23 protein-coding genes are annotated in these 25,741 nt (G+C 53.7%); 16 read left to right on the top strand and 7 right to left on the bottom strand.

The window, feature by feature from the left end:
* Nucleotides 1–27: 27 nt before the first annotated feature.
* The 3 genes from kduD (at nucleotide 28) to ACFK9X_RS19540 (ending at nucleotide 3,378) form a co-directional block, all read left to right on the top strand.
* The gene (gene kduD / locus ACFK9X_RS19550) at nucleotides 28–789 is read left to right on the top strand and encodes a 2-dehydro-3-deoxy-D-gluconate 5-dehydrogenase KduD (protein ID WP_000602490.1); all 762 of its coding nucleotides are present in this window, start codon (nucleotides 28–30) and stop codon (nucleotides 787–789) included.
* 353 nt (nucleotides 790–1,142) lie between these two features.
* Nucleotides 1,143–2,558, top strand: a complete 1,416-nt coding sequence (gene araE, locus ACFK9X_RS19545; RefSeq protein ID WP_000253635.1) for an arabinose-proton symporter AraE — start codon at nucleotides 1,143–1,145, stop codon at nucleotides 2,556–2,558.
* A 112-nt stretch (nucleotides 2,559–2,670) separates the two neighbouring features.
* Nucleotides 2,671–3,378, top strand: a complete 708-nt coding sequence (locus ACFK9X_RS19540) for an aspartate/glutamate racemase (protein WP_000848629.1) — start codon at nucleotides 2,671–2,673, stop codon at nucleotides 3,376–3,378.
* Here the strand turns inward: ACFK9X_RS19540 and ACFK9X_RS19535 are convergent.
* On the bottom strand, nucleotides 3,350–4,285 hold the full coding sequence (locus ACFK9X_RS19535; RefSeq protein ID WP_151117424.1) for a LysR family transcriptional regulator: 936 nt from the start codon (nucleotides 4,283–4,285) through the stop codon (nucleotides 3,350–3,352). The genes ACFK9X_RS19540 and ACFK9X_RS19535 overlap by 29 nt on opposite strands.
* 117 nt (nucleotides 4,286–4,402) lie before the next feature.
* On the opposite strand from ACFK9X_RS19535, the gene lysA reads away from it, so the two are divergent.
* On the top strand, nucleotides 4,403–5,665 hold the full coding sequence (gene lysA, locus ACFK9X_RS19530; protein WP_151117421.1) for a diaminopimelate decarboxylase: 1,263 nt from the start codon (nucleotides 4,403–4,405) through the stop codon (nucleotides 5,663–5,665).
* A 9-nt stretch (nucleotides 5,666–5,674) separates the two neighbouring features.
* Here lysA and ACFK9X_RS19525 read toward each other — a convergent pair whose 3' ends face one another.
* Together ACFK9X_RS19525 and galR are read right to left on the bottom strand one after the other, a co-directional pair.
* Entirely contained in the window at nucleotides 5,675–6,697 is a 1,023-nt protein-coding gene (locus ACFK9X_RS19525) for a LacI family DNA-binding transcriptional regulator (protein ID WP_151117972.1), read from the bottom strand.
* Between the two features lie 10 nt (nucleotides 6,698–6,707).
* Entirely contained in the window at nucleotides 6,708–7,736 is a 1,029-nt protein-coding gene (gene galR, locus ACFK9X_RS19520; protein WP_000201030.1) for an HTH-type transcriptional regulator GalR, read from the bottom strand.
* A 207-nt stretch (nucleotides 7,737–7,943) separates the two neighbouring features.
* On the opposite strand from galR, the gene ACFK9X_RS19515 reads away from it, so the two are divergent.
* The 3 genes from ACFK9X_RS19515 to lplT all read left to right on the top strand — a co-directional run bounded on the left by ACFK9X_RS19515 (nucleotide 7,944) and on the right by lplT (nucleotide 11,682).
* On the top strand, nucleotides 7,944–8,171 hold the full coding sequence (locus tag ACFK9X_RS19515; protein WP_391025632.1) for a hypothetical protein: 228 nt from the start codon (nucleotides 7,944–7,946) through the stop codon (nucleotides 8,169–8,171).
* Nucleotides 8,172–8,327: 156 nt separating this feature from the next.
* On the top strand, nucleotides 8,328–10,487 hold the full coding sequence (aas, locus tag ACFK9X_RS19510; RefSeq protein WP_151117419.1) for a bifunctional acyl-ACP--phospholipid O-acyltransferase/long-chain-fatty-acid--ACP ligase: 2,160 nt from the start codon (nucleotides 8,328–8,330) through the stop codon (nucleotides 10,485–10,487).
* Nucleotides 10,480–11,682 (top strand): lysophospholipid transporter LplT, encoded by a 1,203-nt coding sequence (gene lplT / locus ACFK9X_RS19505; protein ID WP_151117417.1) that lies wholly within the window; start codon nucleotides 10,480–10,482, stop codon nucleotides 11,680–11,682. Before aas ends, lplT begins: the two co-directional genes overlap by 8 nt.
* Nucleotides 11,683–11,768: 86 nt before the next feature.
* Here lplT and ACFK9X_RS19500 read toward each other — a convergent pair whose 3' ends face one another.
* The 4 genes from ACFK9X_RS19500 to mutH all read right to left on the bottom strand — a co-directional run bounded on the left by ACFK9X_RS19500 (nucleotide 11,769) and on the right by mutH (nucleotide 14,979).
* Nucleotides 11,769–12,809 carry an NADP(H)-dependent aldo-keto reductase gene (locus tag ACFK9X_RS19500; RefSeq protein ID WP_023201367.1) on the bottom strand — a complete coding sequence of 347 codons (1,041 nt, stop codon included), beginning with the start codon at nucleotides 12,807–12,809 and terminating at the stop codon, nucleotides 11,769–11,771.
* 190 nt (nucleotides 12,810–12,999) lie between these two features.
* Entirely contained in the window at nucleotides 13,000–13,218 is a 219-nt protein-coding gene (locus tag ACFK9X_RS19495; RefSeq protein ID WP_000758662.1) for a YgdI/YgdR family lipoprotein, read from the bottom strand.
* Between the two features lie 170 nt (nucleotides 13,219–13,388).
* Nucleotides 13,389–14,102 carry a TerC family protein gene (locus ACFK9X_RS19490; RefSeq protein WP_151117414.1) on the bottom strand — a complete coding sequence of 238 codons (714 nt, stop codon included), beginning with the start codon at nucleotides 14,100–14,102 and terminating at the stop codon, nucleotides 13,389–13,391.
* 181 nt (nucleotides 14,103–14,283) lie between these two features.
* The gene (gene mutH / locus ACFK9X_RS19485; RefSeq protein WP_001274930.1) at nucleotides 14,284–14,979 is read right to left on the bottom strand and encodes a DNA mismatch repair endonuclease MutH; all 696 of its coding nucleotides are present in this window, start codon (nucleotides 14,977–14,979) and stop codon (nucleotides 14,284–14,286) included.
* Nucleotides 14,980–15,661: 682 nt separating this feature from the next.
* Between mutH and rppH the strand changes: the two genes are divergently transcribed.
* The 9 genes from rppH (at nucleotide 15,662) to recC (ending at nucleotide 25,648) form a co-directional block, all read left to right on the top strand.
* Nucleotides 15,662–16,192, top strand: a complete 531-nt coding sequence (gene rppH / locus ACFK9X_RS19480; protein WP_000564481.1) for an RNA pyrophosphohydrolase — start codon at nucleotides 15,662–15,664, stop codon at nucleotides 16,190–16,192.
* 12 nt (nucleotides 16,193–16,204) lie between these two features.
* A complete protein-coding gene (gene ptsP, locus ACFK9X_RS19475; protein WP_151117412.1) occupies nucleotides 16,205–18,451 on the top strand; it encodes a phosphoenolpyruvate--protein phosphotransferase in 2,247 nt (748 codons plus the stop codon).
* Nucleotides 18,452–18,666: 215 nt separating this feature from the next.
* Nucleotides 18,667–19,542 (top strand): prolipoprotein diacylglyceryl transferase, encoded by an 876-nt coding sequence (lgt, locus tag ACFK9X_RS19470; protein ID WP_000204645.1) that lies wholly within the window; start codon nucleotides 18,667–18,669, stop codon nucleotides 19,540–19,542.
* A 6-nt stretch (nucleotides 19,543–19,548) separates the two neighbouring features.
* Nucleotides 19,549–20,343 (top strand): thymidylate synthase, encoded by a 795-nt coding sequence (gene thyA, locus ACFK9X_RS19465; RefSeq protein ID WP_151117410.1) that lies wholly within the window; start codon nucleotides 19,549–19,551, stop codon nucleotides 20,341–20,343.
* A 184-nt stretch (nucleotides 20,344–20,527) separates the two neighbouring features.
* Nucleotides 20,528–20,998 (top strand): prepilin peptidase-dependent protein, encoded by a 471-nt coding sequence (locus tag ACFK9X_RS19460; RefSeq protein ID WP_000744668.1) that lies wholly within the window; start codon nucleotides 20,528–20,530, stop codon nucleotides 20,996–20,998.
* Nucleotides 20,989–21,552 (top strand): prepilin peptidase-dependent protein, encoded by a 564-nt coding sequence (locus ACFK9X_RS19455; RefSeq protein WP_000029148.1) that lies wholly within the window; start codon nucleotides 20,989–20,991, stop codon nucleotides 21,550–21,552. The genes ACFK9X_RS19460 and ACFK9X_RS19455 overlap by 10 nt, the downstream gene beginning before the upstream one ends.
* Nucleotides 21,549–21,956, top strand: coding sequence for a DUF2509 family protein (locus tag ACFK9X_RS19450; protein ID WP_001078536.1), 408 nt, complete (start codon nucleotides 21,549–21,551; stop codon nucleotides 21,954–21,956). Before ACFK9X_RS19455 ends, ACFK9X_RS19450 begins: the two co-directional genes overlap by 4 nt.
* Nucleotides 21,941–22,261 carry a prepilin-type N-terminal cleavage/methylation domain-containing protein gene (locus ACFK9X_RS19445; RefSeq protein WP_000019290.1) on the top strand — a complete coding sequence of 107 codons (321 nt, stop codon included), beginning with the start codon at nucleotides 21,941–21,943 and terminating at the stop codon, nucleotides 22,259–22,261. The genes ACFK9X_RS19450 and ACFK9X_RS19445 overlap by 16 nt, the downstream gene beginning before the upstream one ends.
* 15 nt (nucleotides 22,262–22,276) lie before the next feature.
* Nucleotides 22,277–25,648 carry an exodeoxyribonuclease V subunit gamma gene (gene recC, locus ACFK9X_RS19440; RefSeq protein ID WP_000946829.1) on the top strand — a complete coding sequence of 1,124 codons (3,372 nt, stop codon included), beginning with the start codon at nucleotides 22,277–22,279 and terminating at the stop codon, nucleotides 25,646–25,648.
* Nucleotides 25,649–25,741 lie beyond the last annotated feature (93 nt).

The raw sequence follows: 25,741 nt of genomic DNA, 5'->3' as shown, positions 1-25,741 counted from the left end.
CAGGCATGACAAAAATAAGGATTAACAATGATTTTGAATGCATTTTCTCTTGAAGGTAAAGTCGCAGTTGTGACGGGGTGCGATACCGGATTGGGGCAGGGGATGGCGTTAGGGCTGGCGGAAGCGGGCTGTGACATTGTCGGTATTAACATTGTTGAACCGACGGAAACTATTGCGCGCGTCACCGCTCTGGGACGTCGTTTTTTAAGCCTGACGGCCGATCTGCGCCAAATCGATGGTATTCCGGCGCTACTGGAACGGGCGGTGGCGGAATACGGTCATATTGATATTCTGGTGAATAACGCGGGTTTGATCCGTCGTGAAGATGCGATTGATTTCACGGAAAAAGACTGGGATGACGTCATGAACCTGAACATTAAGAGCGTGTTCTTTATGTCTCAGGCGGCGGCAAAACATTTTATTGCCCAGGGCAACGGCGGCAAAATTATTAATATCGCGTCAATGCTCTCCTTCCAGGGAGGTATTCGCGTTCCGTCTTATACCGCGTCGAAAAGCGGCGTAATGGGAATAACGCGTCTGATGGCGAACGAGTGGGCGAAACACAATATCAATGTAAACGCCATCGCGCCGGGCTATATGTCCACGAATAATACCCAGCAATTGCGCGCTGATGCACAACGTAGCGCCGAAATTCTCGACCGTATTCCGGCTGGACGTTGGGGGCTACCGGGCGATTTAATGGGCCCGGTAGTCTTCCTGGCATCCAGCGCCGCTGATTATATTAACGGCTATACCATAGCGGTAGATGGCGGTTGGCTGGCGCGTTAATCCGCTACTGACAAATGCGTTTCTGGGAAAATCGACTCTTTGGCCGAAAAAACTGATAAAGCCCTGTCCTCGGACAGGGTTTTTTTATGATCTCATTAGCATAGTCCATATTGTGGGTTTAACTTAATCCATATATTATTAAATAATAGCTATAATCAATGATTTAACTTATTGAAATATTGGTGGTTTGAAAAAATACCTGGCAACGGCGTTAAATTTAAAAAGTGTAATATCCATCACATATCGCTATAGCGTAGCCATTTAATCCATATTTATGCCGTTTCCAGCCTGACACTTGAGGAAGAGTATCCCGTACTTTCAGGCTATGTCTTACTCTGTGGTGGCAGGAAAATATGGTCTCTATTAATGACTCTGCTTTAACGCCGCGTTCGCTTCGCGACACACGACGTATGAATATGTTTGTTTCGGTTTCTGCGGCGGTAGCGGGACTGTTATTTGGTCTGGATATCGGCGTTATCGCCGGGGCGCTGCCTTTTATTACCGACCATTTCGTGCTGACCAGTCGGCTGCAGGAATGGGTCGTCAGCAGTATGATGCTTGGCGCGGCAATTGGCGCATTATTTAACGGCTGGCTTTCATTTCGGCTGGGGCGTAAGTATAGCCTGATGGCCGGCGCGATTTTGTTCGTGCTCGGCTCGCTGGGGTCGGCGTTTGCTTCCAGCGTGGAAGTATTGATTGGCGCCCGCGTGATACTGGGCGTAGCAGTAGGGATTGCGTCCTATACCGCGCCGCTTTATCTCTCTGAAATGGCTAGCGAAAATGTTCGCGGCAAAATGATCAGTATGTATCAACTGATGGTGACGTTAGGCATTGTGCTGGCTTTTTTATCCGATACGGCATTCAGCTACAGCGGCAACTGGCGCGCGATGTTGGGCGTACTGGCGCTGCCTGCGGTGTTGCTCATTATTCTGGTGGTATTCTTGCCGAATAGTCCGCGTTGGCTGGCGCAAAAAGGTCGCCATATTGAAGCGGAAGAGGTGCTGCGTATGCTGCGCGATACCTCGGAAAAAGCCCGTGATGAACTGAATGAGATTCGGGAAAGCCTCAAACTCAAGCAGGGCGGGTGGGCATTATTTAAAGCTAACCGCAATGTTCGCCGCGCCGTGTTCCTCGGTATGCTGCTACAGGCAATGCAGCAGTTCACCGGCATGAACATCATTATGTACTATGCGCCGCGCATTTTTAAAATGGCCGGCTTTACCACCACGGAACAGCAAATGATCGCTACGCTGGTGGTCGGACTGACCTTTATGTTCGCGACTTTTATCGCCGTCTTTACGGTCGATAAGGCCGGGCGTAAACCGGCGTTAAAAATCGGTTTCAGCGTAATGGCGTTAGGGACATTGGTGTTGGGCTACTGCCTGATGCAGTTTGATAACGGTACGGCATCAAGCGGTCTCTCCTGGCTTTCCGTTGGGATGACGATGATGTGTATCGCCGGTTACGCGATGAGCGCCGCTCCGGTGGTGTGGATACTGTGTTCGGAAATCCAGCCGCTGAAATGTCGTGATTTTGGCATTACCTGTTCAACCACGACAAACTGGGTATCGAACATGATCATCGGCGCGACATTCCTGACACTGTTGGACAGCATTGGCGCGGCAGGTACATTCTGGCTCTACACCGCGCTGAATATCGCTTTTATCGGTATCACTTTCTGGCTGATTCCGGAAACCAAAAATGTCACCCTGGAGCATATCGAACGCAAGCTAATGGCGGGCGAGAAGCTAAGAAATATTGGCGTGTAATCCCCCCTCCCATGCCGGATGACGCCTGTTATCCGGCATGATGAAAAATAGACTGGAAACGGATGTGTAAGTTTGCTTCACTGCCATAATGCCTTACAAAAAGGAGAGCGCAGTGAAAACGATCGGACTGTTGGGTGGTATGAGCTGGGAATCGACTATCCCTTATTACCGTTTAATCAATGAAGGCATTAAACAGCAGTTGGGAGGCCTGCACTCGGCGAGCTTACTGCTGCATAGCGTAGATTTCCACGATATTGAAGTATGTCAACGCCGCGGCGAGTGGGATAAAGCGGGCGATATCCTGGCGCAGGCCGCGCAGGGGTTACAGCAGGCGGGCGCAGAAGGCATTGTGCTGTGTACCAACACCATGCATAAAATCGCGCACATTATTGAATCTCGTTGTTCTCTGCCTTTCCTACACATCGCGGATGCTACCGGGCGAGCCATCGCCCGTCAGGGGTTGCATCGCGTGGCGCTATTAGGGACCCGCTATACGATGGAGCAGGATTTTTATCGCGGGCGGCTGGAACAGCAATTTGCGATTGAGACCATCGTGCCGGAGGCGGACGATCGGGCGCGTATCAATCAGGTCATTTTTGACGAGCTCTGTCAGGGGACATTCACCGACGCGTCGCGCCACTATTATTTACAGGTTATCGAACAACTGGCTGCGCAAGGCGCGCAGGGCGTTATTTTTGGCTGCACTGAAATAGGTTTGCTTGTTCCCCAGACGCAAAGCGCGCTACCGGTTTTCGATACCACGGCAATTCATGCCGCAGATGCCGTGAGCTTTATGCTTTCGTCATCGGCCCCAGAATAACCTCCAGCGGTTCGACCAGGCGCGAAAGGTGCGTTTGTAAATGCTTACTGAAGGCGTCAACCAGCGCGGAGGCAAGGCGGTGTAGCGGGCGAATCAGGCTGACGGTAAAGGGCACGTCAATGCTGAAGCGGCGAACGGTGACGCCGCTGGCGGCATAGTCCAGCGCGGTCAGCGGGTTAACGATCGAAACGCCCGCCCCGGCGCGCACCATCGCGCAGACGGAGGCCGCGCTATGCGTTTCCACCACCATTCTGCGCTTCACCTGATGTTCGGCAAATAACGTATCCAATAACTGTCGATAGCTGTCCAGGCGGGAGAGGCTGATAAAGTTTTCCCCCTGAAAATCGTCTGGCGTCAGTACCGTTTTGGCGGCAAGCGGATGGTCGCAGGGCAGTACGCACACTTCATTTAGCGTTAGTAACTCGGTACGGGTTGTTCCTGCCGGGGCATGAAGCGTCTCCGTCAGCCCTAAGTCGTGGCGCTGGGCGGAGAGCCACTCTTCCAGCAACGGCGACTCCTGCGGCACAATATTCAGGCTGACATCCGGATAACGCGCCAGAAAAGGCGGTAGTAACGGCGGCAAAAAGGATTGTGAAAACACCGGCAGGCAGGCGATAGAGAGTTCGCCCTGACGGAACTCGCGCAGACTTTCCGCCGCGCTGACGATGCGATCCAACCCATACCAGGAGCGTTGTACCTCTTCGAACAGGCGTAGCCCTTGCACCGTCGGATGTAAGCGCCCGCGTGTGCGCTCAAACAGCGTTAATCCCAGCACTTTCTCAAAACGCGCCAGCTCGCGACTGACGGTAGGCTGCGAGGTATGCAGCAGCCGCGCCGCTTCGGTGAGATTTCCGGCGGTCATTACGGCATGAAAAATTTCAATGTGACGTAAATTAACGGCAGCCATACGTTTCCCTGAATCATTTATCCCATATCATTTTTGCATAGACTGACAATAAAACGATATTTTTTATTCTTTCTAAGGTATGGCGTAATCGTTAAAAAGCCTGTTCCGGAGTTTGTTATGTCATTGCCGCATTATTACGCTGAAACCGACCTTAACGCTGAAAATTTGCTCAGATTGCCTGCTGAATTCGGCTGTCCGGTCTGGGTCTATGACGCGCACATTATTCGCCGTCAGATAGCCGCCCTGCAGCAGTTTGACGTTGTGCGTTTTGCGCAAAAAGCCTGTTCGAACATTCATATCCTGCGCTTAATGCGCGCGCAGGGTGTCAAGGTGGATTCTGTTTCATTGGGGGAGATCGAACGTGCGCTGGCGGCGGGCTACGATCCGCAAACGTGCCCTGATGATATCGTTTTTACCGCCGATGTGATTGACGCCGCCACGCTGGCGCGCGTCAGCGAACTGCATATTCCGGTCAATGCCGGTTCGGTAGATATGCTGACGCAGCTTGGTCAGGTTTCGCCTGGGCATCGCATCTGGTTGCGCGTGAATCCTGGCTTTGGTCACGGCCACAGCCAGAAAACCAACACCGGGGGCGAAAACAGCAAACACGGCATCTGGCATAGCGATCTTCCGGCGGCGCTGGCGGTAATGCAGAAATACCGACTGAAACTTGTCGGTATCCATATGCACATTGGTTCCGGCGTCGATTATGGTCATCTGGAGCAGGTTTGCGGCGCGATGGTTCGCCAGGTGCTGGAATGTGGTCAGGATTTGGACGCGATTTCGGCAGGCGGCGGACTCTCGATACCTTATCATGAGGGAGAAGAGCCCGTTGATACGCGCCATTACTATGGTCTGTGGAACGCGGCGCGCGAGCAAATCGCCCGCCATCTGGGACATGCGGTCAAACTTGAGATCGAACCCGGACGTTTTCTGGTGGCGCAATCGGGCGTGCTGGTAACGCAGGTACGTAGCGTAAAACAGATGGGAAGCCGCCATTTCGTGCTGGTAGATGCGGGTTTTAACGATCTGATGCGCCCGGCGATGTACGGTAGCTATCACCGTATTTCGGCGCTGGCGGCGGATGGTCGCGCGCTTGAAAATGGCCCGTGGGTCGAGACGGTGGTAGCCGGGCCGCTATGCGAATCAGGCGATGTTTTTACGCAGCAGGAAGGGGGAATGGTTGAAACACGCGCCTTACCTGCGGTCATCCCCGGCGATTACCTCGTATTGCACGATACCGGCGCGTACGGCGCGTCTATGTCATCGAATTACAACAGCCGCCCGCTCCTGCCGGAAGTACTGTTTGACAATGGACAGGCGCGGCTGATCCGCCGTCGTCAGACCATTGAAGAGCTGTTAGCGCTGGAGATGCTCTGAAGCGCCTCATTAGGCCGGACGTTGAAAAAACGGGCCCGCGGCGACGGACTCGCGCAGAATCAGCGTGCCGGTAAAGGGCGGGATCGGGGCGACCGGCTCGCTGTTCGCCAGACGAACGGCCTGATCGATCGCGGTGGCTATCATATCCTCGATGGATAAATAGACTGTTGAAAGCCCCGGCTCAAGCCAGGTTGCGCCCGGCGCATCGTCAAAACCAAACAGCGACACATCCTGTGGGATGCGTAATCCGGCCTGGCGCAGCGCTTTTGCCGCGCCCAGCGCCGTGTCATCATTACAGGCGAATAGCGCGCTAAACGTGACGCCTTCCTCCAGTAATTCCCGGCAGGCGTCATAGCCGCGCGTCAGCGTGTAATCGCCGTATTTCACTTTTGCCGGTTGCCAGGGAATGCCATACTTTTCCAGCGCCTTGCGATAACCCGCTACGCGTGATGTGCCGGTGGGAGTATGAACAGGCAGCGTAATACAGGCGATATCGCGATGGCCCTGCGTAATCAGATATTCCACCGCCTGGAATGCCGCCGTCTCCTGCTCGAAGAAAATAGCGCGATCGCGGGCCTGAGTGACGTTGCGATTAATAATCACCAGCGGCATTTCCGTGGCGTCAATCAACGACAAAATCGCCGGCTCATCCATATAGCGAGTGTAAAGAATAATAGCGTCGCACTGTCTGTCGGCCAACATTTGTACGGCTTTCTGCTCTCGTTCCGGCGTATCGTGACCATCGGTGACGATCAACTGCTTGTTATGAAACTCCGCCTGGCGCGACGCCCGGCGCAACAAACTGCCAAAATAGAAGCCGTCAAACGTAGAGACGACCAGACCGATGCTGTTGCTGGTGCGATTTGCCAGCGAGCGTGCCAGCAGGTTGGGGCGATAGTCCAGAGCCTGCATCGCCGTAAACACTTTCTGGCGCGTGCTTTCTTTTACCTGCCCCGTCCCATTCAGCACTCGTGAGACGGTGGCCTTTGATACGCCCGCATGGCGGGAAACATCCAGCATTGTCGCCATCATGCTACCCTGATTAATCGGTTGTCGACAGGTGCCCGGTATCCGTCGGCGTGGACACCGAATGTCGGCGTACCAGTGTCGGACTAAATACATGAGTTACTTCTGGCGTAGGGCATTTCCCTGCCAGCGCTAAGGCCAGCTCCGCCGCCTGTGTCGCCATGGTGACGATCGGATACCGAATGGTGGTCAGTCGGGGACGCACATAGCGTGAGACCAGTACATCATCAAAACCGATGAGCGATACTTCGCCCGGCACCCCCACGCCATTATCATTTAATACTCCCATCGCGCCGGCCGCCATCGAGTCGTTATAGCAGGCCACCGCGGTAAAATTTCTGCCGCGACCTAATAACTCAGTCATCGCCTGCTCGCCGCCGCTTTCATCCGGTTCGCCGAACGTCACCAGCCGATCGTTAGCCGGGATATGGCTTTCCGCCAGCGCATCGTAATAGCCCCTCAGGCGATCTTCGGCATCAGAGATAGTGTGATTGGAACAGATATACCCAATACGCGTATGACCTTGCTGGATCAGATGTCGGGTCGCCAGCCATGCCCCGTAACGGTCATCCAGCGCGACACAGCGGTGTTCTAACCCCGGTAAAATGCGGTTAATCAGCACCATGCCGGGGATTTGCTTCATTAATGAGGCCAGGTCCGCATCCGGAATCATTTTGGCGTGTACCACTAACGCTGCGCAACGATGACGAATCAACTGTTCAATAGCCTGACGCTCTTTTTGTTCGTTATGATACCCGTTGCCAATCAGTAAAAAATTGCCGGTGTGATACGCCACCTGTTCAACGGCTTTCACCATCGCGCCGAAAAAAGGATCGGAAACGTCGCCGACCACCAGACCGAGGGTTTCCGTTGCCTGCTGTGCCAGCGCGCGCGCGTTGGCGTTAGGGTGATAGCTCAGGGACTCCATTGCGCTGGTCACCGCCAGCCGGGACGCTTCGCTGGCTTTTGGCGAATCGTTAATAACGCGAGAAACGGTGGCGACTGAAACACCGGCCAGTCGGGCTACATCTTTTATGGTCGCCATGATAATACCTATAGTGGGTAAACGCTTACATTACGCCAGTTTTACGGAAAATGAACGTCTGTTCAAGCCTCTTGCCCCGCCGTGTCGGGCAAATGTGACCTGCACGGGAGAAATGCGTCTGTAAAGTGACAATACAAATCTTTCGTTACAGTTTGCGAAGCGCTGTTGCGATTGTCTGCTGGCAGGCCAGCGAGTCAGGTTGATAGAGTGGTGATCCCAGAGGTATTGATAGGTGGAATCAACGTCATTGTTGATCACACGAATTACACCAACCTGCGTAAAGATGCGCAGGTTTTTTTTGTTTCGCCTGAACCTGTAACAGTAACGGATAATTTACACAACTCGTTGCATTTCCGTTTATTCCTTTGCGTTTTCGGACTGGCGATGCAGACGCGCGAAGCCCACAATCAAGATCCCAGAGGTATTGATTGGTGAGATTATTCGGTACGCTCTTCGTACCTGTCTCTTGCACCAACCTGCGCGGATGCGCAGGTTTTTTTTCGAACCTATTTTGCTATCGCTCCTGTTACGCAACTCGTGTAATCTGCCACAATTCATGTTTTAGCGAATTGTCGGCCAAAGGGAGTTGAAATGCTGTTTGGATTTTTCCGTAACCTGTTTCGCGTGCTTTATCGTGTGCGCGTCACTGGCGATGTCCGGGCGCTACAGGGGAACTGGGTCTTAATTACCCCCAATCACGTTTCATTTATCGATGGTATGCTACTGGCGCTGTTTTTGCCGGTACGGCCTGTCTTTGCGGTATATACCTCCATCAGCCAGCAATGGTATATGCGCTGGTTAACGCCGCTGATCGATTTTGTACCGCTCGATCCCACTAAACCCATGTCCATTAAACACCTGGTGCGTCTGGTGGAGCAGGGGCGTCCAGTGGTGATTTTCCCGGAAGGGCGGATTTCCGTGACCGGCTCGCTGATGAAAATTTATGACGGCGCAGGCTTTGTGGCGGCAAAATCGGGCGCAACCGTCATTCCGCTCCGTATTGACGGCGCGGAGCTGACCCCTTTCAGTCGCCTGAAAGGTCTGGTTAAACGGCGCTTATTCCCCCGCATTCAGCTTCATATTTTACCGCCGACGCAAATACCGATGCCGGAAGCGCCGCGCGCGCGCGACAGACGTAAGATAGCGGGTGAGATGCTGCACCAGATCATGATGGAAGCGCGTATGGCGGTGCGCCCGCGCGAGACGTTATACGAATCGTTGCTGGCGGCGCAATATCGTTACGGCGCGGGTAAAAACTGTATTGAGGACATTAACTTTACGCCGGATACGTATCGTAAGTTACTGACCAAGACGCTTTTTGTTGGCCGGATTCTGGAAAAGTACAGCGTTGAGGGCGAGAAAATCGGTTTAATGCTGCCGAATGCCGCCATCAGCGCGGCGGTGATTTTCGGCGCGGTTTCTCGTCGCCGCATTCCGGCCATGATGAACTACACGGCGGGGGTAAAAGGGCTGACCAGCGCGATTACCGCGGCGGAAATTAAAACGATTTTTACCTCCCGCCAGTTCCTCGATAAAGGTAAATTGTGGCACCTGCCGGAGCAGCTAACGCAGGTTCGCTGGGTTTACCTGGAAGATTTAAAAGCGGACGTCACACCCGCCGACAAGCTGTGGATTTTTGCCCACCTCCTGGCGCCGCGACTGGCGCAGGTAAAACAGCAGCCGGAAGACGCGGCGATCATTCTTTTTACCTCCGGCTCGGAAGGGCACCCGAAAGGGGTGGTGCACAGCCATAAAAGCATTCTGGCGAACGTCGAGCAGATAAAAACGATTGCGGATTTCACCGCCAATGACCGTTTTATGTCGGCGCTGCCGCTCTTTCACTCGTTCGGTTTGACGGTGGGCCTGTTTACGCCGTTGTTGACCGGCGCGGAAGTGTTTCTTTATCCAAGTCCGCTGCACTACCGCATTGTGCCGGAACTGGTCTATGACCGTAACTGTACCGTGTTGTTTGGTACGTCAACCTTCCTCGGCAACTATGCGCGCTTTGCCAATCCGTATGATTTTTATCGCCTGCGCTATGTGGTGGCCGGTGCGGAAAAACTTCAGGAGAGCACCAAACAACTGTGGCAGGATAAATTCGGTTTGCGCATTCTTGAGGGCTACGGGGTAACGGAATGCGCGCCAGTAGTCTCGATTAACGTGCCGATGGCGGCTAAGCCTGGCACTGTTGGCCGCATTCTGCCTGGCATGGACGCGCGTCTGCTGGCGGTGCCCGGTATTGAAAACGGCGGTCGGCTACAGCTGAAAGGGCCTAATATCATGAATGGCTATCTGCGTGTGGAAAAACCGGGCGTGCTGGAGGTGCCGTCGGCGGAAAACGCCAGAGGCGAAACCGAGCGCGGCTGGTACGACACGGGCGATATTGTACGCTTCGATGAAAATGGTTTTGTGCAGATTCAGGGGCGCGCGAAACGCTTTGCGAAAATTGCTGGCGAAATGGTCTCGCTGGAGATGGTCGAGCAACTGGCGCTTGGCGTTTCGGCGGACAAAATGCACGCTACCGCCATTAAAAGCGATGCCAGCAAAGGTGAAGCGCTGGTACTGTTTACGACTGACAGCGAACTCACCCGAGAAAAATTACAGCACTATGCCCGTGAACACGGTATTCCGGAACTTGCCGTCCCGCGTGATATCCGTTATCTGAAACAGCTTCCCTTGCTTGGCAGCGGGAAACCCGATTTTGTGACGCTGAAAAGTTGGGTGGATGCGCCGGAACAACATCATGAGTGAGTCAGTACGTACTAACACCTCCATCTGGTCGAAAGGGATGCTGTCGGTGATTGTCGCGCAGTTTCTCTCGGCTTTTGGCGATAATGCGCTGCTGTTCGCGACGCTGGCACTGCTGAAAGCTCAGTTTTACCCGGACTGGAGCCAGCCTGTTTTGCAAATGGTGTTTGTGGGCGCTTACATTCTTTTTGCGCCGTTTGTCGGCCAGATAGCGGACAGCTTTGCCAAAGGCCGGGTGATGATGGTCGCCAATGGTCTTAAACTGGCGGGAGCGGCAGGTATCTGCCTCGGCATAAATCCTTTTGTCGGTTATACGTTGGTCGGGATTGGCGCGGCGGCTTATTCTCCGGCGAAATACGGTATTCTGGGCGAACTGACGACGGGCGATAAGCTGGTGAAAGCCAATGGCCTGATGGAAGCCTCTACGATTGCGGCGATTTTGCTCGGTTCCGTCGCGGGCGGCGTATTGGCCGACTGGCATGTCATCGCCGCGCTGGTTGCCTGCGCGTTGGCCTACGCTGGCGCAGTGGCGGCGAACCTGTTTATCCCGAAGCTTGTGGCGGCGCGTCCAGGACAATCCTGGCGGTTGTCGGCGATGACGCGTAGTTTCTTCAGCGCTTGCGTTGTCCTTTGGCGTAACGGTGAAACGCGGTTTTCGCTGGTGGGGACCGGGCTATTCTGGGGCGCAGGCGTGACGCTGCGTTTTCTGCTGGTGCTGTGGGTGCCGGTGGCGCTGGGTATTACGGATAACGCCACGCCGACTTACCTGAACGCCATGGTGGCGGTAGGCATTGTGGTCGGCGCGGGCGCGGCGGCAAAACTGGTGACGCTGGAGACCGTATCGTGCTGTATGCCCGCCGGGATTTTGATTGGCGTTGTGGTTGCGATCTTCTCATTACAGCACGCATTGCTGCCTGCTTATGCCTTGTTGCTGTTGATAGGTATGCTGGGCGGCTTTTTTGTGGTGCCGCTCAACGCTTTGCTCCAGGAGCGTGGTAAGAAGAGCGTTGGCGCCGGGAATGCCATTGCCGTACAAAATCTGGGCGAGAATAGCGCCATGCTATTAATGCTGGGACTGTACTCGCTGGCGGTGCTGGTTGGCGTTCCGGCTGTGGCGATAGGTATCGGCTTTGGCGTGCTGTTCGCGCTGGCGATCGCGGCGCTGTGGATCTGGCAGCGCCGGCAGGCATCATACTGAGTTAATATGCCGGGCGGCGAGTGCGCGTTATCCGGCTTACATTGTCTCTGTAAGCCCGGTAGCGTAGCGCCACCGGGCACTGACCATCACGGCGCCGGATAGGTATAAACCTGATGCGCCGCCTCTATCTCCGCCAGGACCTCTTCGCTTAACGTCAGATGCAGACTTTCCACATTCGTCTTGAGCTGCGCCATCGTGGTTGCGCCCAGTAACGTACTGGCGACAAACGGCTGGCGGCGAACAAAGGCCAGCGCCATCTGCGCCGGATCAAGATTGTGACGCTTCGCGATATCGACGTAGGCGGCAACGGCTTTTTGTGCCTGTTCGCCGCTGTAACGTGTGAAGCGGCTGAACAAGGTATTCCGCGCACCTGCGGGGTTGGCCCCGTTCAGGTATTTACCGGTTAATGTGCCAAACGCCAGACAGGAGTAGGCGAGCAATTCAACACCTTCATACTGGCTGACTTCCGCCAGCCCGACTTCGTAGCTGCGGTTTAACAGGCTATAGGGGTTCTGGATCGTGACAATACGCGGCAGGTCATGTTTTTCCGCCAGGTGCAGATAGCGCATAACGCCAAACGCTGTCTCATTTGAAACGCCAATATAACGAATCTTACCCGCTCGCTGAAACTCACTTAGCGCGTCTAACGTCTCCAGCAGACTTACTACTGGCGTGGAGTCCGTCCAGTTATAGCCGAGTTTACCGAAGCAGTTAGTGGGGCGCTGCGGCCAGTGCACCTGATACAAATCCAGATAGTCGGTCTGCAACCGGGTCAAACTGTCGTGTAGCGCTTCGCGAATATTTTTACGATCCAGCGCCTGATGAGGCCGGATGCCTTGATCATTATTACGTGCCGGTCCGCTAACTTTGCTGGCGATGATCAGTTTTTCACGGTTGCCGCGTTTGGCGAGCCAGTTACCGATATAGGACTCCGTCAGCCCTTGTGTTTCCGGGCGCGGCGGTACCGGATACATTTCGGCGGCGTCGATAAGGTTAATGCCATTTGCGATGGCATAGTCGAGCTGTGCGTGAGCGTCGGCTTCGCTGTTTTGTTCACCAAATGTCATTGTGCCCAGCCCTAGCGTACTTACTTCGAGCGAGCTGTGGGGTATACGGTGATAGTGCATAGCCGTTTCCTTTTTATTATGAAGTCAGAAATTCCCGACAAAGGACAATAAAAATGGCAGAGGGAAGGCAAAAGGGAAAGTAAAATTGCAGGCTGCGCGGCGTAATTGTTACCGGGCGTGGTCGCCACGCACCGTTACGGGACGCAGCCTGAAGGCTTGCAGAACGCTGACCTCGATCACAGGCCACCGCTTAACGTTCGATGATTTGAGACACTTCGTCACGGTTGATTTGCATCTCGTTTCCCTGTGCATCGGTATAGCTGACCAGACCGGTATCATCGTCAACTTGCGGTTTTCCATCGGTCAGGATCATACGACCATCTTTCGTCGCCATTACATAATCGCTGCTGCATCCGGATACCGCAAAAGCCAACCCTACTGCGGAAATTACAACTGCCCACTTTTTCATCCGTTTGTCCTCACGTAGCCTGCATCTGATAATAGTCTGTTAATCATATGTCTGATAATAGTCTAGTAATAACGCGCAGCTCTGCATGTCGGAAGCAGCAAAATCTTAATCTGTGAGAAGAAAGGAAATAAAGTGAGTATTCGCTCCCCCAGCGGGGGAGCGAGACAGGATTACAGCGGATTCTTTTTATTACGCAACAGGTTCAGGCTCTCTACTGCGATAGAGAAGAACATGGCGAAATAGATATACCCTTTCGGAACGTGAACGTCGAAACTTTCCAGAATCAGGGTAAAGCCAACCAGGATCAGAAAGGAGAGCGCCAGCATTTTTACCGACGGATGACGATCGACAAACTCGCCGATGGGCCGTGCCGCAAACATCATGACGCCCACGGCAATAACGACTGCCGCCATCATAATAAACAGATGATCGGAGAGGCCAACCGCTGTGATAACTGAATCAAGGCTGAAAATAATATCCAGCAGCATAATCTGCACTATTGCGCCCAGGAAAGAAGAAACCCGAGTTTTTAACCCTTCTTCTTCGCCTTCGTTGGACTCATGGATCTCCTTGCTGGCTTTCCAGATTAAAAATAACCCGCCCAGTAGAAGAATGAGATCGCGGGCGGAAATCGCTTCGCCGAAAAGCTCAAACAGCGGATTAGTCAGACGAGTGACCCAGGCGATTGACGCCAGCAGCGCCAGGCGCATGACCATCGCCGCCGCCAACCCAAGCCGCCGTGCGTGGTTCCGTTGCGCCGTAGGAAGTTTTGCTACCACCAGAGAAAGAAAAATAATGTTGTCGATCCCAAGTACAATCTCCAGCAGCGTCAGCGTACCGAGCGCCAGCCAGGCATTAGGATCGGTTATCCATGCAAATAACATCGAACAAAGTCCTGCCAAAAAAAGAAGCGGTAATTATAGGCCCGTCGAGTGACGGGCGAAAGCCCAGGCTGAATTTGCGCAACCAGGAACGGTGTAAAATAGCGGCGACAATACGCTTACGTTTATCGAGCGTCGGTCCGACGCGTAGCCATAGCGGAGGCGCATTTGCGTGTAATGGACGTTACGGATTCTGCAATAAAAAATGGCGAGCCAGCAGCGCCTGCGTAAAATTTTTTTTCAGATAAAATCCACGCGGTAGCGTCAAAATAGGTTCCCCGCGCGCGCCGATAGCCTCGGTGAGCGCCCTGGCATTGGCGGCTTTGGGTCGTAGTTGCAAGACTTCGCCATGGCGGGCGGTAATGCGTTCCACCTGGCCCAGCACTATCATGTCCATCAGCTCTTCCCAGTCGAGGCGTAGCTGCCTGTCCTCTTCTTCACTCGGACTCCAGAGTAGCGGCGAACCTACGCGGCGTTCGGCTAACGGTATGCTGCGATCGCCTTCGACCGGCACCCATAGCACGCGCTTCAATTTATGCCGTACGTGACTTGTCTCCCAGGTCACGCCGCTGTTACCGGTTAACGGCGCCACGCAAACAAAGGTTGTTTCCAGAGGACGACCCAGACTATCCACCGGGATGGTTTTCAGTTCTACGCCTAATGCGGCGAAATCCTGCTCCGGCTTGCTCCCGGCGCTGGCGCCGAGCCAGATCTCCAGCAAGACGCCGATCCAGCCTTTGTCTCGCTTCAAATCTTTAGGCGTGGTAATGCCGGCCATCGCCGCCAGCTCGCCTAACGTATAGCCGGAAAGCTGCCGCGCCTGGGCTAACAGCAATGCTTCCGAAGCAGGCGGAGTCAGTAGCGGACAAAGAGCGGACATGACAATTACCTTAGGTCAAAAAATGAGCAGTGATTTTATACCGTATGGGCAGAGTTTATCTTTTTCTGTGTCTTATATTCAATAGACTGATTTTTATTGCCTTTTTTGTGTTGTTTCCTCGTGTTGCGCAACGCTGAAGCGGGTTTTCCAATTCTGGTCACTGACAATAAACAGGATCTTACACTATGTTATCCACAGAAAGTTGGGATAACTGTGTAAAACCACCACTACTGTTTCCATTTACAGCCTTGACGTGCGACGAAAATCGAAAATTCAGACAAATAGTGCGTAAGTTATTGGCACAATCTGTGGATAAAACCGACGCTGGTTGATCTTTCATCAGCATAAGGATCTTAGATGTGATGCTGGTCACGCTTTATGAAGGTAGCATGTAAGATTTGTCTATAACGCAATGAATATAAGGCACTATTTTTACTGTCTCCAGCATGAGGAATTCAGACTGTTCTGGGTTTTCCCGTGGTAATTCCATACTTCTTCACAACTATATCCACAGAAAAGGTGAATAAAATGGCGCAAGGGCGTCATCATCTGTTTATAACTCGGCTATTTACTGTGAGTTATTCAATTGTTATTAGGCTGTGTCACTATTACAGAGTGGTTTACCGCCTCACTGGAGTATGAAACAATCGTTCATATATAAGGTTTATGTTGAGGTAGTCCGGTGATTGATGACGATGGCTACCGCCCAAATGTAGGTATCGTAATTTGTAATCGTCAGGGGCAGGTGATGTGGGCCCGGCGATTTGGTCAGCACTCCTGGCAGTTCCCGCAGGGCGGGATAAATCCAGGGGAGTCGGCAGAACAGGCGATGTACCGGGAACTGTTTGAAGAAGTTGGGTTAAGCCGTAAAGATGTGCGGATCCTTGCTTCTACTCGCAACTGGTTGCGTTACAAGTTACCAAAACGTTTGGTGCGTTGGGACACAAAGCCGGTATGTATCGGCCAGAAACAAAAGTGGTTTCTTTTGCAGTTAATGAGCGCCGACGCCGAAATCAATATGCAAACCAGCAGTACGCCGGAGTTTGACGGCTGGCGCTGGGTAAGTTACTGGTATCCGGTTCGACAAGTGGTGTCATTTAAACGCGATGTCTACCGCAGGGTAATGAAAGAGTTTGCAAGTGTTGTCATGGCGCTTCAGGATAATCCCCCTAAGCTACAAAGCGCGCCTGCTTATCGACGTAAAAGAGGTTAAGCCACGCAAATTATGCTCACTCGCCTGCGCGAAATAGTCGAAAAAGTGGCCAGTGCGCCGCGTCTGAACGAGGCGCTGAATATTCTGGTCACGGATATCTGTCTTGCGATGGATACAGAGGTTTGCTCGGTTTACCTGGCCGATCATGACCGACGCTGTTATTACCTGATGGCGACGCGGGGGTTGAAAAAACCGCGTGGTCGAACCGTTGCGCTTGCGTTTGATGAGGGGATCGTCGGTCTGGTGGGCAGACTGGCGGAACCCATTAACCTTGCCGATGCGCAAAAACATCCCAGCTTTAAATACATTCCTTCGGTAAAAGAGGAGCGTTTTCGCGCGTTTCTCGGCGTGCCGATCATTCAGCGTCGCCAACTTCTCGGCGTGCTGGTCGTACAGCAGCGCGAATTGCGCCAGTACGATGAAAGCGAAGAGTCTTTCCTCGTCACGCTCGCTACGCAGATGGCGGCTATCCTGTCACAGTCGCAGGTCACAGCGCTGTTCGGGCAATACCGGCAGACGCGAATTCGTGCGCTTCCTGCGGCGCCGGGCGTGGCTATCGCAACGGGCTGGCAAGACGCGACCATGCCGCTGATGGAACAGGTTTACGAAGCGTCTACGCTGGATACCTCTCTTGAACGCGAACGATTGACCGGCGCGCTGGAAGAGGCGGCGAACGAATTCCGACGATACAGCAAACGCTTTGCCGCCGGCGCGCAAAAAGAGACGGCGGCCATTTTCGATCTGTACTCACACCTGCTTTCAGACGCCAGACTGCGTCGCGAACTCTTCGCCGAGGTCGACAAAGGCGCTGTTGCGGAGTGGGCCGTTAAAAAAATCATCGAAAAATTTGCCGAGCAATTTGCGGCGCTAACCGATAACTACCTCAAAGAACGTGCGGGAGACTTACGCACGCTGGGGCAGCGGCTGTTATTCCATCTTGATGATTCAGTTCAGGGGCCAAACGCCTGGCCGGAACGTTTTATTCTGGTCGCGGATGAGCTGTCGGCGACCACCCTGGCGGAGCTGCCGCAGGACAGGCTGGCGGGCGTTGTGGTGCGCGACGGCGCGGCAAACTCGCATGCGGCGATTATGGTGCGCGCGCTCGGTATCCCGACCGTCATGGGTGCGGATATCCAGCCTTCGGTGCTACATCGCCGTACGTTGGTGGTGGATGGCTATCGCGGTGAATTAGTGGTCGATCCTGAACCCGTACTTATTCAGGAATATCAGCGGCTCATTAGTGAAGAGATAGAACTCAGTCGTCTGGCGGAGGACGACGTCAATCTTCCCGCCCAACTGAAAAGCGGCGAGCGTATCAAAGTGATGCTGAATGCCGGGCTCAGTCCCGAGCATGAGGAAAAGTTAGGCAGTCGGATCGACGGTATCGGCCTGTACCGTACTGAAATTCCCTTTATGCTGCAAAGCGGGTTTCCCTCGGAAGAAGAGCAGGTGGCGCAGTATCAAGGGATGCTGCAAATGTTTAACGATAAACCGGTGACGCTGCGGACCCTGGATGTGGGAGCGGATAAGCAACTGCCCTATATGCCGATCAGCGAGGAGAACCCGTGTCTGGGCTGGCGCGGGATCCGCATTACGCTGGATCAGCCGGAGATCTTTTTGATCCAGGTCCGCGCGATGCTGCGCGCCAATGCGGCGACTGGCAACCTCAGCATTTTGTTGCCGATGGTCACCAGTATTGATGAAGTCGATGAAGCGCGGCGTCTGATCGAACGCGCCGGGAGCGAGGTCGAGGAGATGATCGGCTATGCGATCCCGAAACCGCGTATCGGCATTATGCTGGAAGTACCGTCAATGGTATTTATGCTGCCGCATCTGGCTAACCGGATCGACTTTATCTCGGTCGGCACCAACGATTTAACGCAATATATCCTGGCGGTAGATCGCAACAATACCCGCGTGGCCAGTATTTACGACAGTCTGCATCCGGCTATGCTGCGCGCACTGAGCATGATTGCGCAGGAAGCCGAAAAAAATGGCCTCGATCTTCGCTTGTGCGGCGAGATGGCGGGCGATCCGATGTGCGTGGCGATTCTTATCGGTCTGGGATATCGCCATCTTTCGATGAATGGCCGTTCGGTAGCGCGTGTGAAATATCTGCTGCGGCATATCGATTTTGAAGACGCGCAAACCCTTGCCAGACGCAGCCTTGAGGCGCAGATGGCGACCGAAGTGCGTCATCAGGTGGCGGCGTTTATGGAGCGCCGCGGGATGGGGGGATTGATTCGCGGAGGGTTGTAACGACTGGAGCGGGAAAAGAGAGTGACTGTGGATTCACGGCGCAGACAACACGCCTGCAAGATGAAAGACAATGCGTATACATATCTTTTAACGGTAATCGGCATCTCGCTTTTAACCCTTGTGCTATTATTCGCACCTTTGGAGCGTCTGCAACGCGCAGGCGCGCTTATCAATCGCTATCTCTTCAGCGAAATAACAAGAAATTGTGGTGACAGATGACCAGTAGCTATCTGCATTTTCCGGACTTTGATCCGGTCATTTTCTCAATTGGGCCCGTCGCGCTTCACTGGTATGGCTTGATGTATCTGGTGGGGTTCGTTTTCGCGATGTGGTTGGCGGTGCGTCGCGCTAACCGTCCGGGAAGCGGTTGGACCAAAAACGAAGTTGAAAATTTACTCTATGCAGGTTTCCTGGGGGTCTTCCTGGGGGGACGTATTGGCTATGTCCTGTTTTATAACTTCCCTCTGTTTCTGGATAACCCGCTCTATTTATTCCGCGTCTGGGACGGCGGCATGTCCTTCCACGGCGGGCTTATCGGCGTGATACTGGTGATGATTATCTTCGCCAGGCGCACGAAGCGCTCGTTCTTTCAGGTGTCTGATTTTATTGCGCCGTTAATTCCGTTCGGCCTGGGCGCCGGGCGTCTGGGCAACTTTATCAACGGTGAATTGTGGGGGCGCGTCGATCCTGACTTCCGGTTTGCCATGCTCTTTCCTGGCTCACGCGCGGAAGATATTGCGTTGCTGCCGTCACATCCGCAATGGCAGCCTATTTTTGATACCTACGGCGTATTGCCGCGCCACCCTTCCCAGTTGTATGAACTGGCATTAGAAGGCGTGGTGCTGTTTATCATCCTTAATCTCTTTATTCGCAAACCGCGTCCGATGGGCGCAGTCTCCGGATTATTCCTGATTGGCTATGGCGCGTTTCGTATCATTGTTGAATTCTTCCGCCAGCCGGACGCGCAATTTACCGGCGCGTGGGTACAGTACATCAGCATGGGGCAGATTCTCTCTATCCCGATGATTATCGCTGGCGCGATCATGATGGTTTGGGCATATCGCCGCCGCCCGCAGCAACACGTTTCCTGAGGAACCATGAAACAGTATTTAGAACTGATGCAAAAAGTGCTGGATGAAGGCACACAGAAAAACGACCGTACCGGCACCGGCACGCTTTCCATTTTTGGCCATCAGATGCGTTTTAACCTGCAGGAAGGCTTTCCTCTGGTGACGACGAAACTCTGCCATTTACGTTCAATTATTCACGAACTGCTATGGTTTTTGCAGGGCGATACCAACATCGCTTACCTGCACGAAAATAATGTCACCATCTGGGACGAATGGGCCGATGAGAACGGCGATTTAGGCCCGGTTTATGGTAAGCAGTGGCGTGCATGGCCAACACCGGATGGCCGCCATATCGATCAGATCGCCACGGTCTTAAGCCAGCTTAAAAACGACCCGGACTCTCGTCGTATTATCGTTTCTGCGTGGAACGTCGGCGAGCTGGATAAGATGGCGCTGGCGCCGTGTCACGCCTTTTTCCAGTTTTATGTCGCAGATGGAAAACTCTCCTGTCAGCTTTATCAGCGCTCCTGCGATGTGTTCCTCGGTCTGCCGTTCAACATTGCCAGCTACGCGTTACTGGTGCATATGATGGCGCAACAGTGCGACCTGGACGTCGGCGATTTTGTCTGGACCGGCGGCGACACGCACCTGTACAGCAACCATATGGAGCAGACGCACCTGCAATTAAGCCGTGAACCTCGCGCGCTGCCGAAATTGGTGATTAAGCGTAAACCCGATTCGCTTTTTGACTACCGGTTCGATGATTTCGAAATTGAAGGCTATGATCCGCACCCCGGTATTAAAGCGCCGGTCGCTATCTAAGCGCTGACGATCCTGCCATAACCGACGTCATTGCGCGTCGGTTTTTTTTACCCTTCGTCTCAATCTTCGGCGCGGATTCCTGAAATTTTGCAACGCGCTGCAAGACATGAACTTTTTTCCGTAACGCGCCGAACAATCTGTATTTGGCGCTCGTTATTTTTCTTCCGCCCGCCATACTGCCGACATGAAAAAACAACAGGGCTATACGCTCATTGAAACGGTGGTCGCGATGTCGCTCATTATCATTCTCAGCGCCACAGGACTTTATGGCTGGCAACGCTGGCAGCAGCAACAGCGCCTGTGGCAAACCGCATGTCAGGTGCGGGATTACCTGCTGCAACTTCGTGAGGATGCTCACTGGCATAACCGCGATCACATTCTTCGCGTGGTCAGCGAAGGCGGTTCATGGTGCTTTGTCAGCTCTGTTGCTACGCAAACATCGTGTACGCCATCTTCCCCCTTTGTGTTTACGCCCGACTGGCGTGATGTCGTCCTTGCCGATATCACGCCGTCGTTAGCCTTCTTTGGCCTGCGCAATACGGCATGGGCAGGGCACATCGTACTGAAAAACGCTGCCGGAGAGTGGCGTCTGGTCGTCTCCTCCTGGGGGCGAATCAGGCTATGCGAGCGTAACGAGGCCGCCACGTGTCAATAACCACGCGGGGGTTCTCGCTACTGGAAGTTGTGCTGGCGATGGCGATAGGTTCCATTTTACTGCTTGGGTCCGCACGATTTTTACCGGCGCTACAGCGTGAGATCTGGCACAACACGCGACAGTTATCGCTGGAAGATGAAATCTGGCAGCGAACCTATACCGTAGCGAAGCATCTTCAACGTGCGGGTTATTGTCATGGCCACTGTATCGGCGAAGGGCTACATCTTGCCGAACAGGGGCAATGCGTCATCGTTCAGTGGGACGGGAATAATAACGGGGTCTGGGATACCATACCGGCGAAAGAGGCCGACCAGACCGGGTTCCGTATGAAGGATAACGTTCTGGAGACATTACGCGGAGCAACATCTTGCCAGGGTAAGGGATGGGAAAAAATGACCGATCCCAATACGGTACTCATCACGGCGTTTAACGTTGAGCGCCGGGATATAACGGGATTCTCGCCAGTGCTCATGCTGCATCTGCGTGGCGCCAGCAAAGCCGAGCCTCAGACGGTTATTGACGCGCAATACAGCGTAACGGGATTTAATCTGTGAATCGGGAACGTGGCGCTTCTTCGCTAATACTGGCGCTTTTAATACTGATTCTGGGCAGTCTGCTACTGCAAGGCGTAAATCAGCAGCAGGCCAGCTATGCCGCCCGCGTGACGACGCAGAGCATGGCGATACAACGCCAGGCGCTTGTGCAGTCGGCGCTGGAATGGGGGCGGGGGCAGCTATGGTCAGGCGTAACCGAAATGGAATGTCGGCGCTATTCCTCTTCAGGAGCAAGAGTCTGTTTGCGGAGATTATCGGGGGATGAGGTGGTGATGGCGGCGCAAGATGACGGCATGACGTTATGGCGTTTGGGCAACGTCATTCAGGGAAGCATTGTCTTTTCTCCCCACGGCTGGAGCGATTTTTGTCCGTTAAAAGAGGTGGCGTTATGTCGCATCCCCTGAATTTACAACGCGGGTTTAGCCTCCCGGAAGTTTTAGTGGCGATGGTTCTAATGGTAATGATCGTCACCGCGCTGTCAGGCTATCAGCGGGTATTAATGCACAGTTTTGCATTACGACATCAGTATCTCCAGATCTGGCGGCAGGCGTGGCAGCAAACGGCGCTGTATCCATTTTCGCCTGCTGACAGCTGGAAGGCCAACCGGATGCAGACAACGCAATCGGGATGTGTCAGCATCAGCGTCACGATGGTTTCACCCTCTGGCAGGCAGGGGCAAATGACGCGCTTGCATTGTCCAAATCGTTAATCGTCAGGAGTAATTATGTTAAGGGTCTACCACTCCAATCGTCTGGATGTGCTGGAAGCGTTGATGGAGTTCATCGTCGAACGCGAGCGGCTGGATGATCCCTTTGAACCAGAAATGATTCTGGTGCAAAGCACGGGTATGGCGCAGTGGCTGCAGATGACCCTTTCACAAAAGTTTGGTATTGCGGCGAATATCGCTTTTCCATTACCGGCGAGTTTTATCTGGGAGATGTTTGTCCGCGTGTTGCCGGATATCCCCAAAGAAAGCGCTTTCAGCAAACAAAGCATGAGCTGGAAACTGATGACCTTGCTGCCGCAGTTGCTGGATAAGGATGAGTTTGTACTGCTGCGCCATTATCTGACCGACGACACCGATAAACGCAAACTCTTTCAGCTTTCCGCGCGCGCCGCCGACCTGTTCGATCAGTATCTGGTTTATCGGCCTGACTGGCTTACGCAGTGGGAAGCGGGAAAAACCGTGGAAGGTCTGGGGGAGGCGCAAAACTGGCAGGCGCCGCTGTGGAAAGCATTGGTGGAATATACCGCCGCGCTGGGGCAGCCGCGCTGGCATCGCGCCAATCTCTACCAACGCTTTATTCAGACGCTGGAGAGCGCGACCGCCTGCCCGCCAGGGTTGCCGTCCCGCGTTTTTATTTGCGGCATTTCCGCGTTACCGCCAGTGTATCTCAGAGCATTGCAGGCGCTGGGTAAACATATTGAAATCCATCTCCTTTTTACTAATCCGTGTCGGTATTACTGGGGGGATATTAAAGACCCAGCCTGGCTGGCAAAACTCATGGCTCGCCAGCGTCGTCACAGTTTTGAAGACCGTCATTTACCGTTGTTCCGTGAAAACCAGAATCCGGAAGCCTTATTTAACAGCGACGGTGAACAGGATATCGGGAATCCGCTACTGGCCTCATGGGGAAAACTGGGACGGGATTATATCTACCTGCTATCTGAACTGGAAAACAGCCAGGAGCTGGATGCGTTTGTTGATATTACGCCAGATAATCTTTTGCATCGGATTCAGGCGGACATCCTTGAACTGGAAAGCCATGCGGTGGCGGGCGTAAATCTTGAGGAGTATTCGCGCAGCGACAATAAGCGTCTGCTCGATCCCGAGGATAACAGCCTCTCTTTTCACGTTTGTCACAGCCCGCAGCGCGAGGTGGAGATACTGCACGATCGCCTGCTGGCGATGCTGGAAGCCGATCCGACGCTAACGCCGCGCGACATTATCGTTATGGTGGCTGATATTGACAGCTATAGCCCGTTTATCCAGGCGGTATTTGGTAGCGCGCCAACGGAGCGCTATCTGCCTTATGCCATTTCCGATCGGCGGGCGCGTCAGTCACATCCGGTGTTACAGGCATTTATCAGCCTGCTTTCGTTACCGGACAGCCGCTTCGTCTCCGAGGATGTTCTGGCGTTGTTAGACGTACCGGTATTGGCTGCCCGCTTTACGATCAACGAAGAAGGGCTGCGTTATTTGCGCTTGTGGGTCAATGAGTCAGGCATTCGCTGGGGAATTGACGATGACAACGTACGCGAGCTGGAACTTCCTGCCACAGGGCAGCATACATGGCAATTTGGCCTGACGCGTATGCTGCTGGGGTATGCGATGGAAAGCGCCCAGGGCGAGTGGCAGTCGGTTCTGCCTTATGACGAATCCAGCGGTCTGATTGCCGAGCTGGTCGGGCATCTGGCTTCGCTGCTGATGCAGCTTAATATCTGGCGGCGCGGTCTGGCGCAGGAGCGACCGCTGGAAGAGTGGCTGCCCGTTTGTCGCGACATGCTCAATGATTTCTTCCTGCCCGATGCGGACACGGAAGCGGCAATGACATTGATTGAACAGCAGTGGCAGGCCATTATCGCCGAAGGCGTCGCGGCGGAATATGGCGACGCGGTACCGATTTCGCTACTGCGGGATGAACTGGCGCAGCGTCTGGATCAGGAACGTATTAGCCAGCGCTTCCTGGCGGGCCCCATCAATATTTGTACGCTGATGCCGATGCGTTCCATTCCGTTCAGAGTCGTTTGCCTGCTGGGAATGAACGACGGCGTATACCCGCGCCAGCTTGCGCCGTTGGGCTTTGACCTGATGAGCCAAAAACCCATGCGCGGGGATCGAAGCCGTCGCGACGATGACCGCTACCTGTTTCTGGAAGCGTTAATTTCGGCGCAGCAAACGCTGTATATCAGCTACATCGGTCGCTCCATCCAGGATAATAGCGAACGCTTTCCCTCTGTACTGGTGCAAGAATTGGTGGATTACATCGGGCAAAGCCACTATTTGCCGGGCGACGAAACGCTGACCTGTGATGAGAGCGAAGCACGAGTCAAAGCGCATATTACGCGTCTGCATACCCGTATGCCTTTTGATGCGCAAAATTACCAACCCGGCGAACAGCAAAGTTATGCCAGAGAGTGGTTGCCCGCGGCGAGTCAGTCGGGAAAAGCGCATTCTGACTTTGTGCAGCCGCTTCCTTTTACGATGCCGGAAACATTGACTCTGGAAAGTCTGCAGCGTTTTTGGGCCCATCCGGTACGCGCATTTTTTCAGATGCGGCTTCAGGTTAATTTCCGCTCGGAAGAGAGTGAGATTCCTGATGCGGAACCGTTTGAATTAGAGGGATTGACGCGATATCAACTTAACCAACAGTTGCTCAATACGCTGGTTGAAGAGGACGACGCCGAACGCTTGTTCCGCCGTTTCCGGGCTGCGGGAGAGTTGCCTTACGGCGCGTTTGGCGAAATATTCTGGGATGCGCAATGTCAGGAGATGCAGCAACTGGCAAGCCGGGTTATCGCCTGTCGTAAGCCGAGCCAAAGCCTGGAAGTGGATCTGCTTTGCAATGGCGTTCAGCTAACCGGCTGGCTACCGCAGGTACAGGAGGATGGATTATTGCGCTGGCGTCCCGCTTTAATCAGCGTTGCGCAAGGTGTGAAACTTTGGCTGGAACACCTTGTCTATTGTGCCAGCGGCGGGAGTGGCGAAAGTCGTCTGTTTTTGCGCAAAGAGGGAGAATGGCGATTTCCGCCACTTGATAAAGCGCAGGCAATGGCTTACCTGGCGCAACTGATTGAAGGCTACCGGGAAGGCATGTCTTCTCCGCTATTGGTACTGCCGGAAAGCGGCGGCGCATGGATAAAAGCCTGTTATGACGCTGAAAATGATGTCATGTTAGACGACGATGACACCTTACAGAAGGCCAGAACAAAGTTTCTACAGGCTTATGAAGGCAACATGATGGTGAGCGGCGAAGGCGAAGATATCTGGTATCAACGTCTTTGGCGTCAGCTGGAATCTGAAACGTTGCAGGCTATCATTGCGCAGTCCCGGCATTACCTGTTACCGCTGTTTCGTTTTAATCAGTCTCGTTGATTGTATGAAAATCGCGCAATTAAAAGGCTTCGACTATGATGCGCTCTTCGTCACGGACTGATTACTGATAAAAAGATGCTGCCTGGTTCAGCA

The sequence above is a fragment of the Salmonella sp. WC3 genome, assembly GCF_042932255.1.
Taxonomy (GTDB): Bacteria; Pseudomonadota; Gammaproteobacteria; order Enterobacterales; family Enterobacteriaceae; genus Salmonella; species Salmonella enterica.
This window is presented reverse-complemented; position numbering and strand designations above follow the sequence as displayed.

Coding starts and splice junctions, on each gene's coding strand:
- ACFK9X_RS19445 (WP_000019290.1), top strand. CDS start 21,941: ATGTCGCATCCCCTGAATTTACAACGCGGGTTTAGCCTCCCGGAAGTT.
- ACFK9X_RS19460 (WP_000744668.1), top strand. CDS start 20,528: ATGAAAAAACAACAGGGCTATACGCTCATTGAAACGGTGGTCGCGATG.
- ACFK9X_RS19535 (WP_151117424.1), bottom strand. CDS start 4,285: ATGGCTGCCGTTAATTTACGTCACATTGAAATTTTTCATGCCGTAATG.
- ACFK9X_RS19525 (WP_151117972.1), bottom strand. CDS start 6,697: ATGATGGCGACAATGCTGGATGTTTCCCGCCATGCGGGCGTATCAAAG.
- ptsP (WP_151117412.1), top strand. CDS start 16,205: ATGCTCACTCGCCTGCGCGAAATAGTCGAAAAAGTGGCCAGTGCGCCG.
- galR (WP_000201030.1), bottom strand. CDS start 7,736: ATGGCGACCATAAAAGATGTAGCCCGACTGGCCGGTGTTTCAGTCGCC.
- ACFK9X_RS19495 (WP_000758662.1), bottom strand. CDS start 13,218: ATGAAAAAGTGGGCAGTTGTAATTTCCGCAGTAGGGTTGGCTTTTGCG.
- thyA (WP_151117410.1), top strand. CDS start 19,549: ATGAAACAGTATTTAGAACTGATGCAAAAAGTGCTGGATGAAGGCACA.
- araE (WP_000253635.1), top strand. CDS start 1,143: ATGGTCTCTATTAATGACTCTGCTTTAACGCCGCGTTCGCTTCGCGAC.
- kduD (WP_000602490.1), top strand. CDS start 28: ATGATTTTGAATGCATTTTCTCTTGAAGGTAAAGTCGCAGTTGTGACG.
- aas (WP_151117419.1), top strand. CDS start 8,328: ATGCTGTTTGGATTTTTCCGTAACCTGTTTCGCGTGCTTTATCGTGTG.
- lgt (WP_000204645.1), top strand. CDS start 18,667: ATGACCAGTAGCTATCTGCATTTTCCGGACTTTGATCCGGTCATTTTC.
- mutH (WP_001274930.1), bottom strand. CDS start 14,979: ATGTCCGCTCTTTGTCCGCTACTGACTCCGCCTGCTTCGGAAGCATTG.
- ACFK9X_RS19500 (WP_023201367.1), bottom strand. CDS start 12,809: ATGCACTATCACCGTATACCCCACAGCTCGCTCGAAGTAAGTACGCTA.
- lplT (WP_151117417.1), top strand. CDS start 10,480: ATGAGTGAGTCAGTACGTACTAACACCTCCATCTGGTCGAAAGGGATG.
- recC (WP_000946829.1), top strand. CDS start 22,277: ATGTTAAGGGTCTACCACTCCAATCGTCTGGATGTGCTGGAAGCGTTG.
- ACFK9X_RS19490 (WP_151117414.1), bottom strand. CDS start 14,102: ATGTTATTTGCATGGATAACCGATCCTAATGCCTGGCTGGCGCTCGGT.
- lysA (WP_151117421.1), top strand. CDS start 4,403: ATGTCATTGCCGCATTATTACGCTGAAACCGACCTTAACGCTGAAAAT.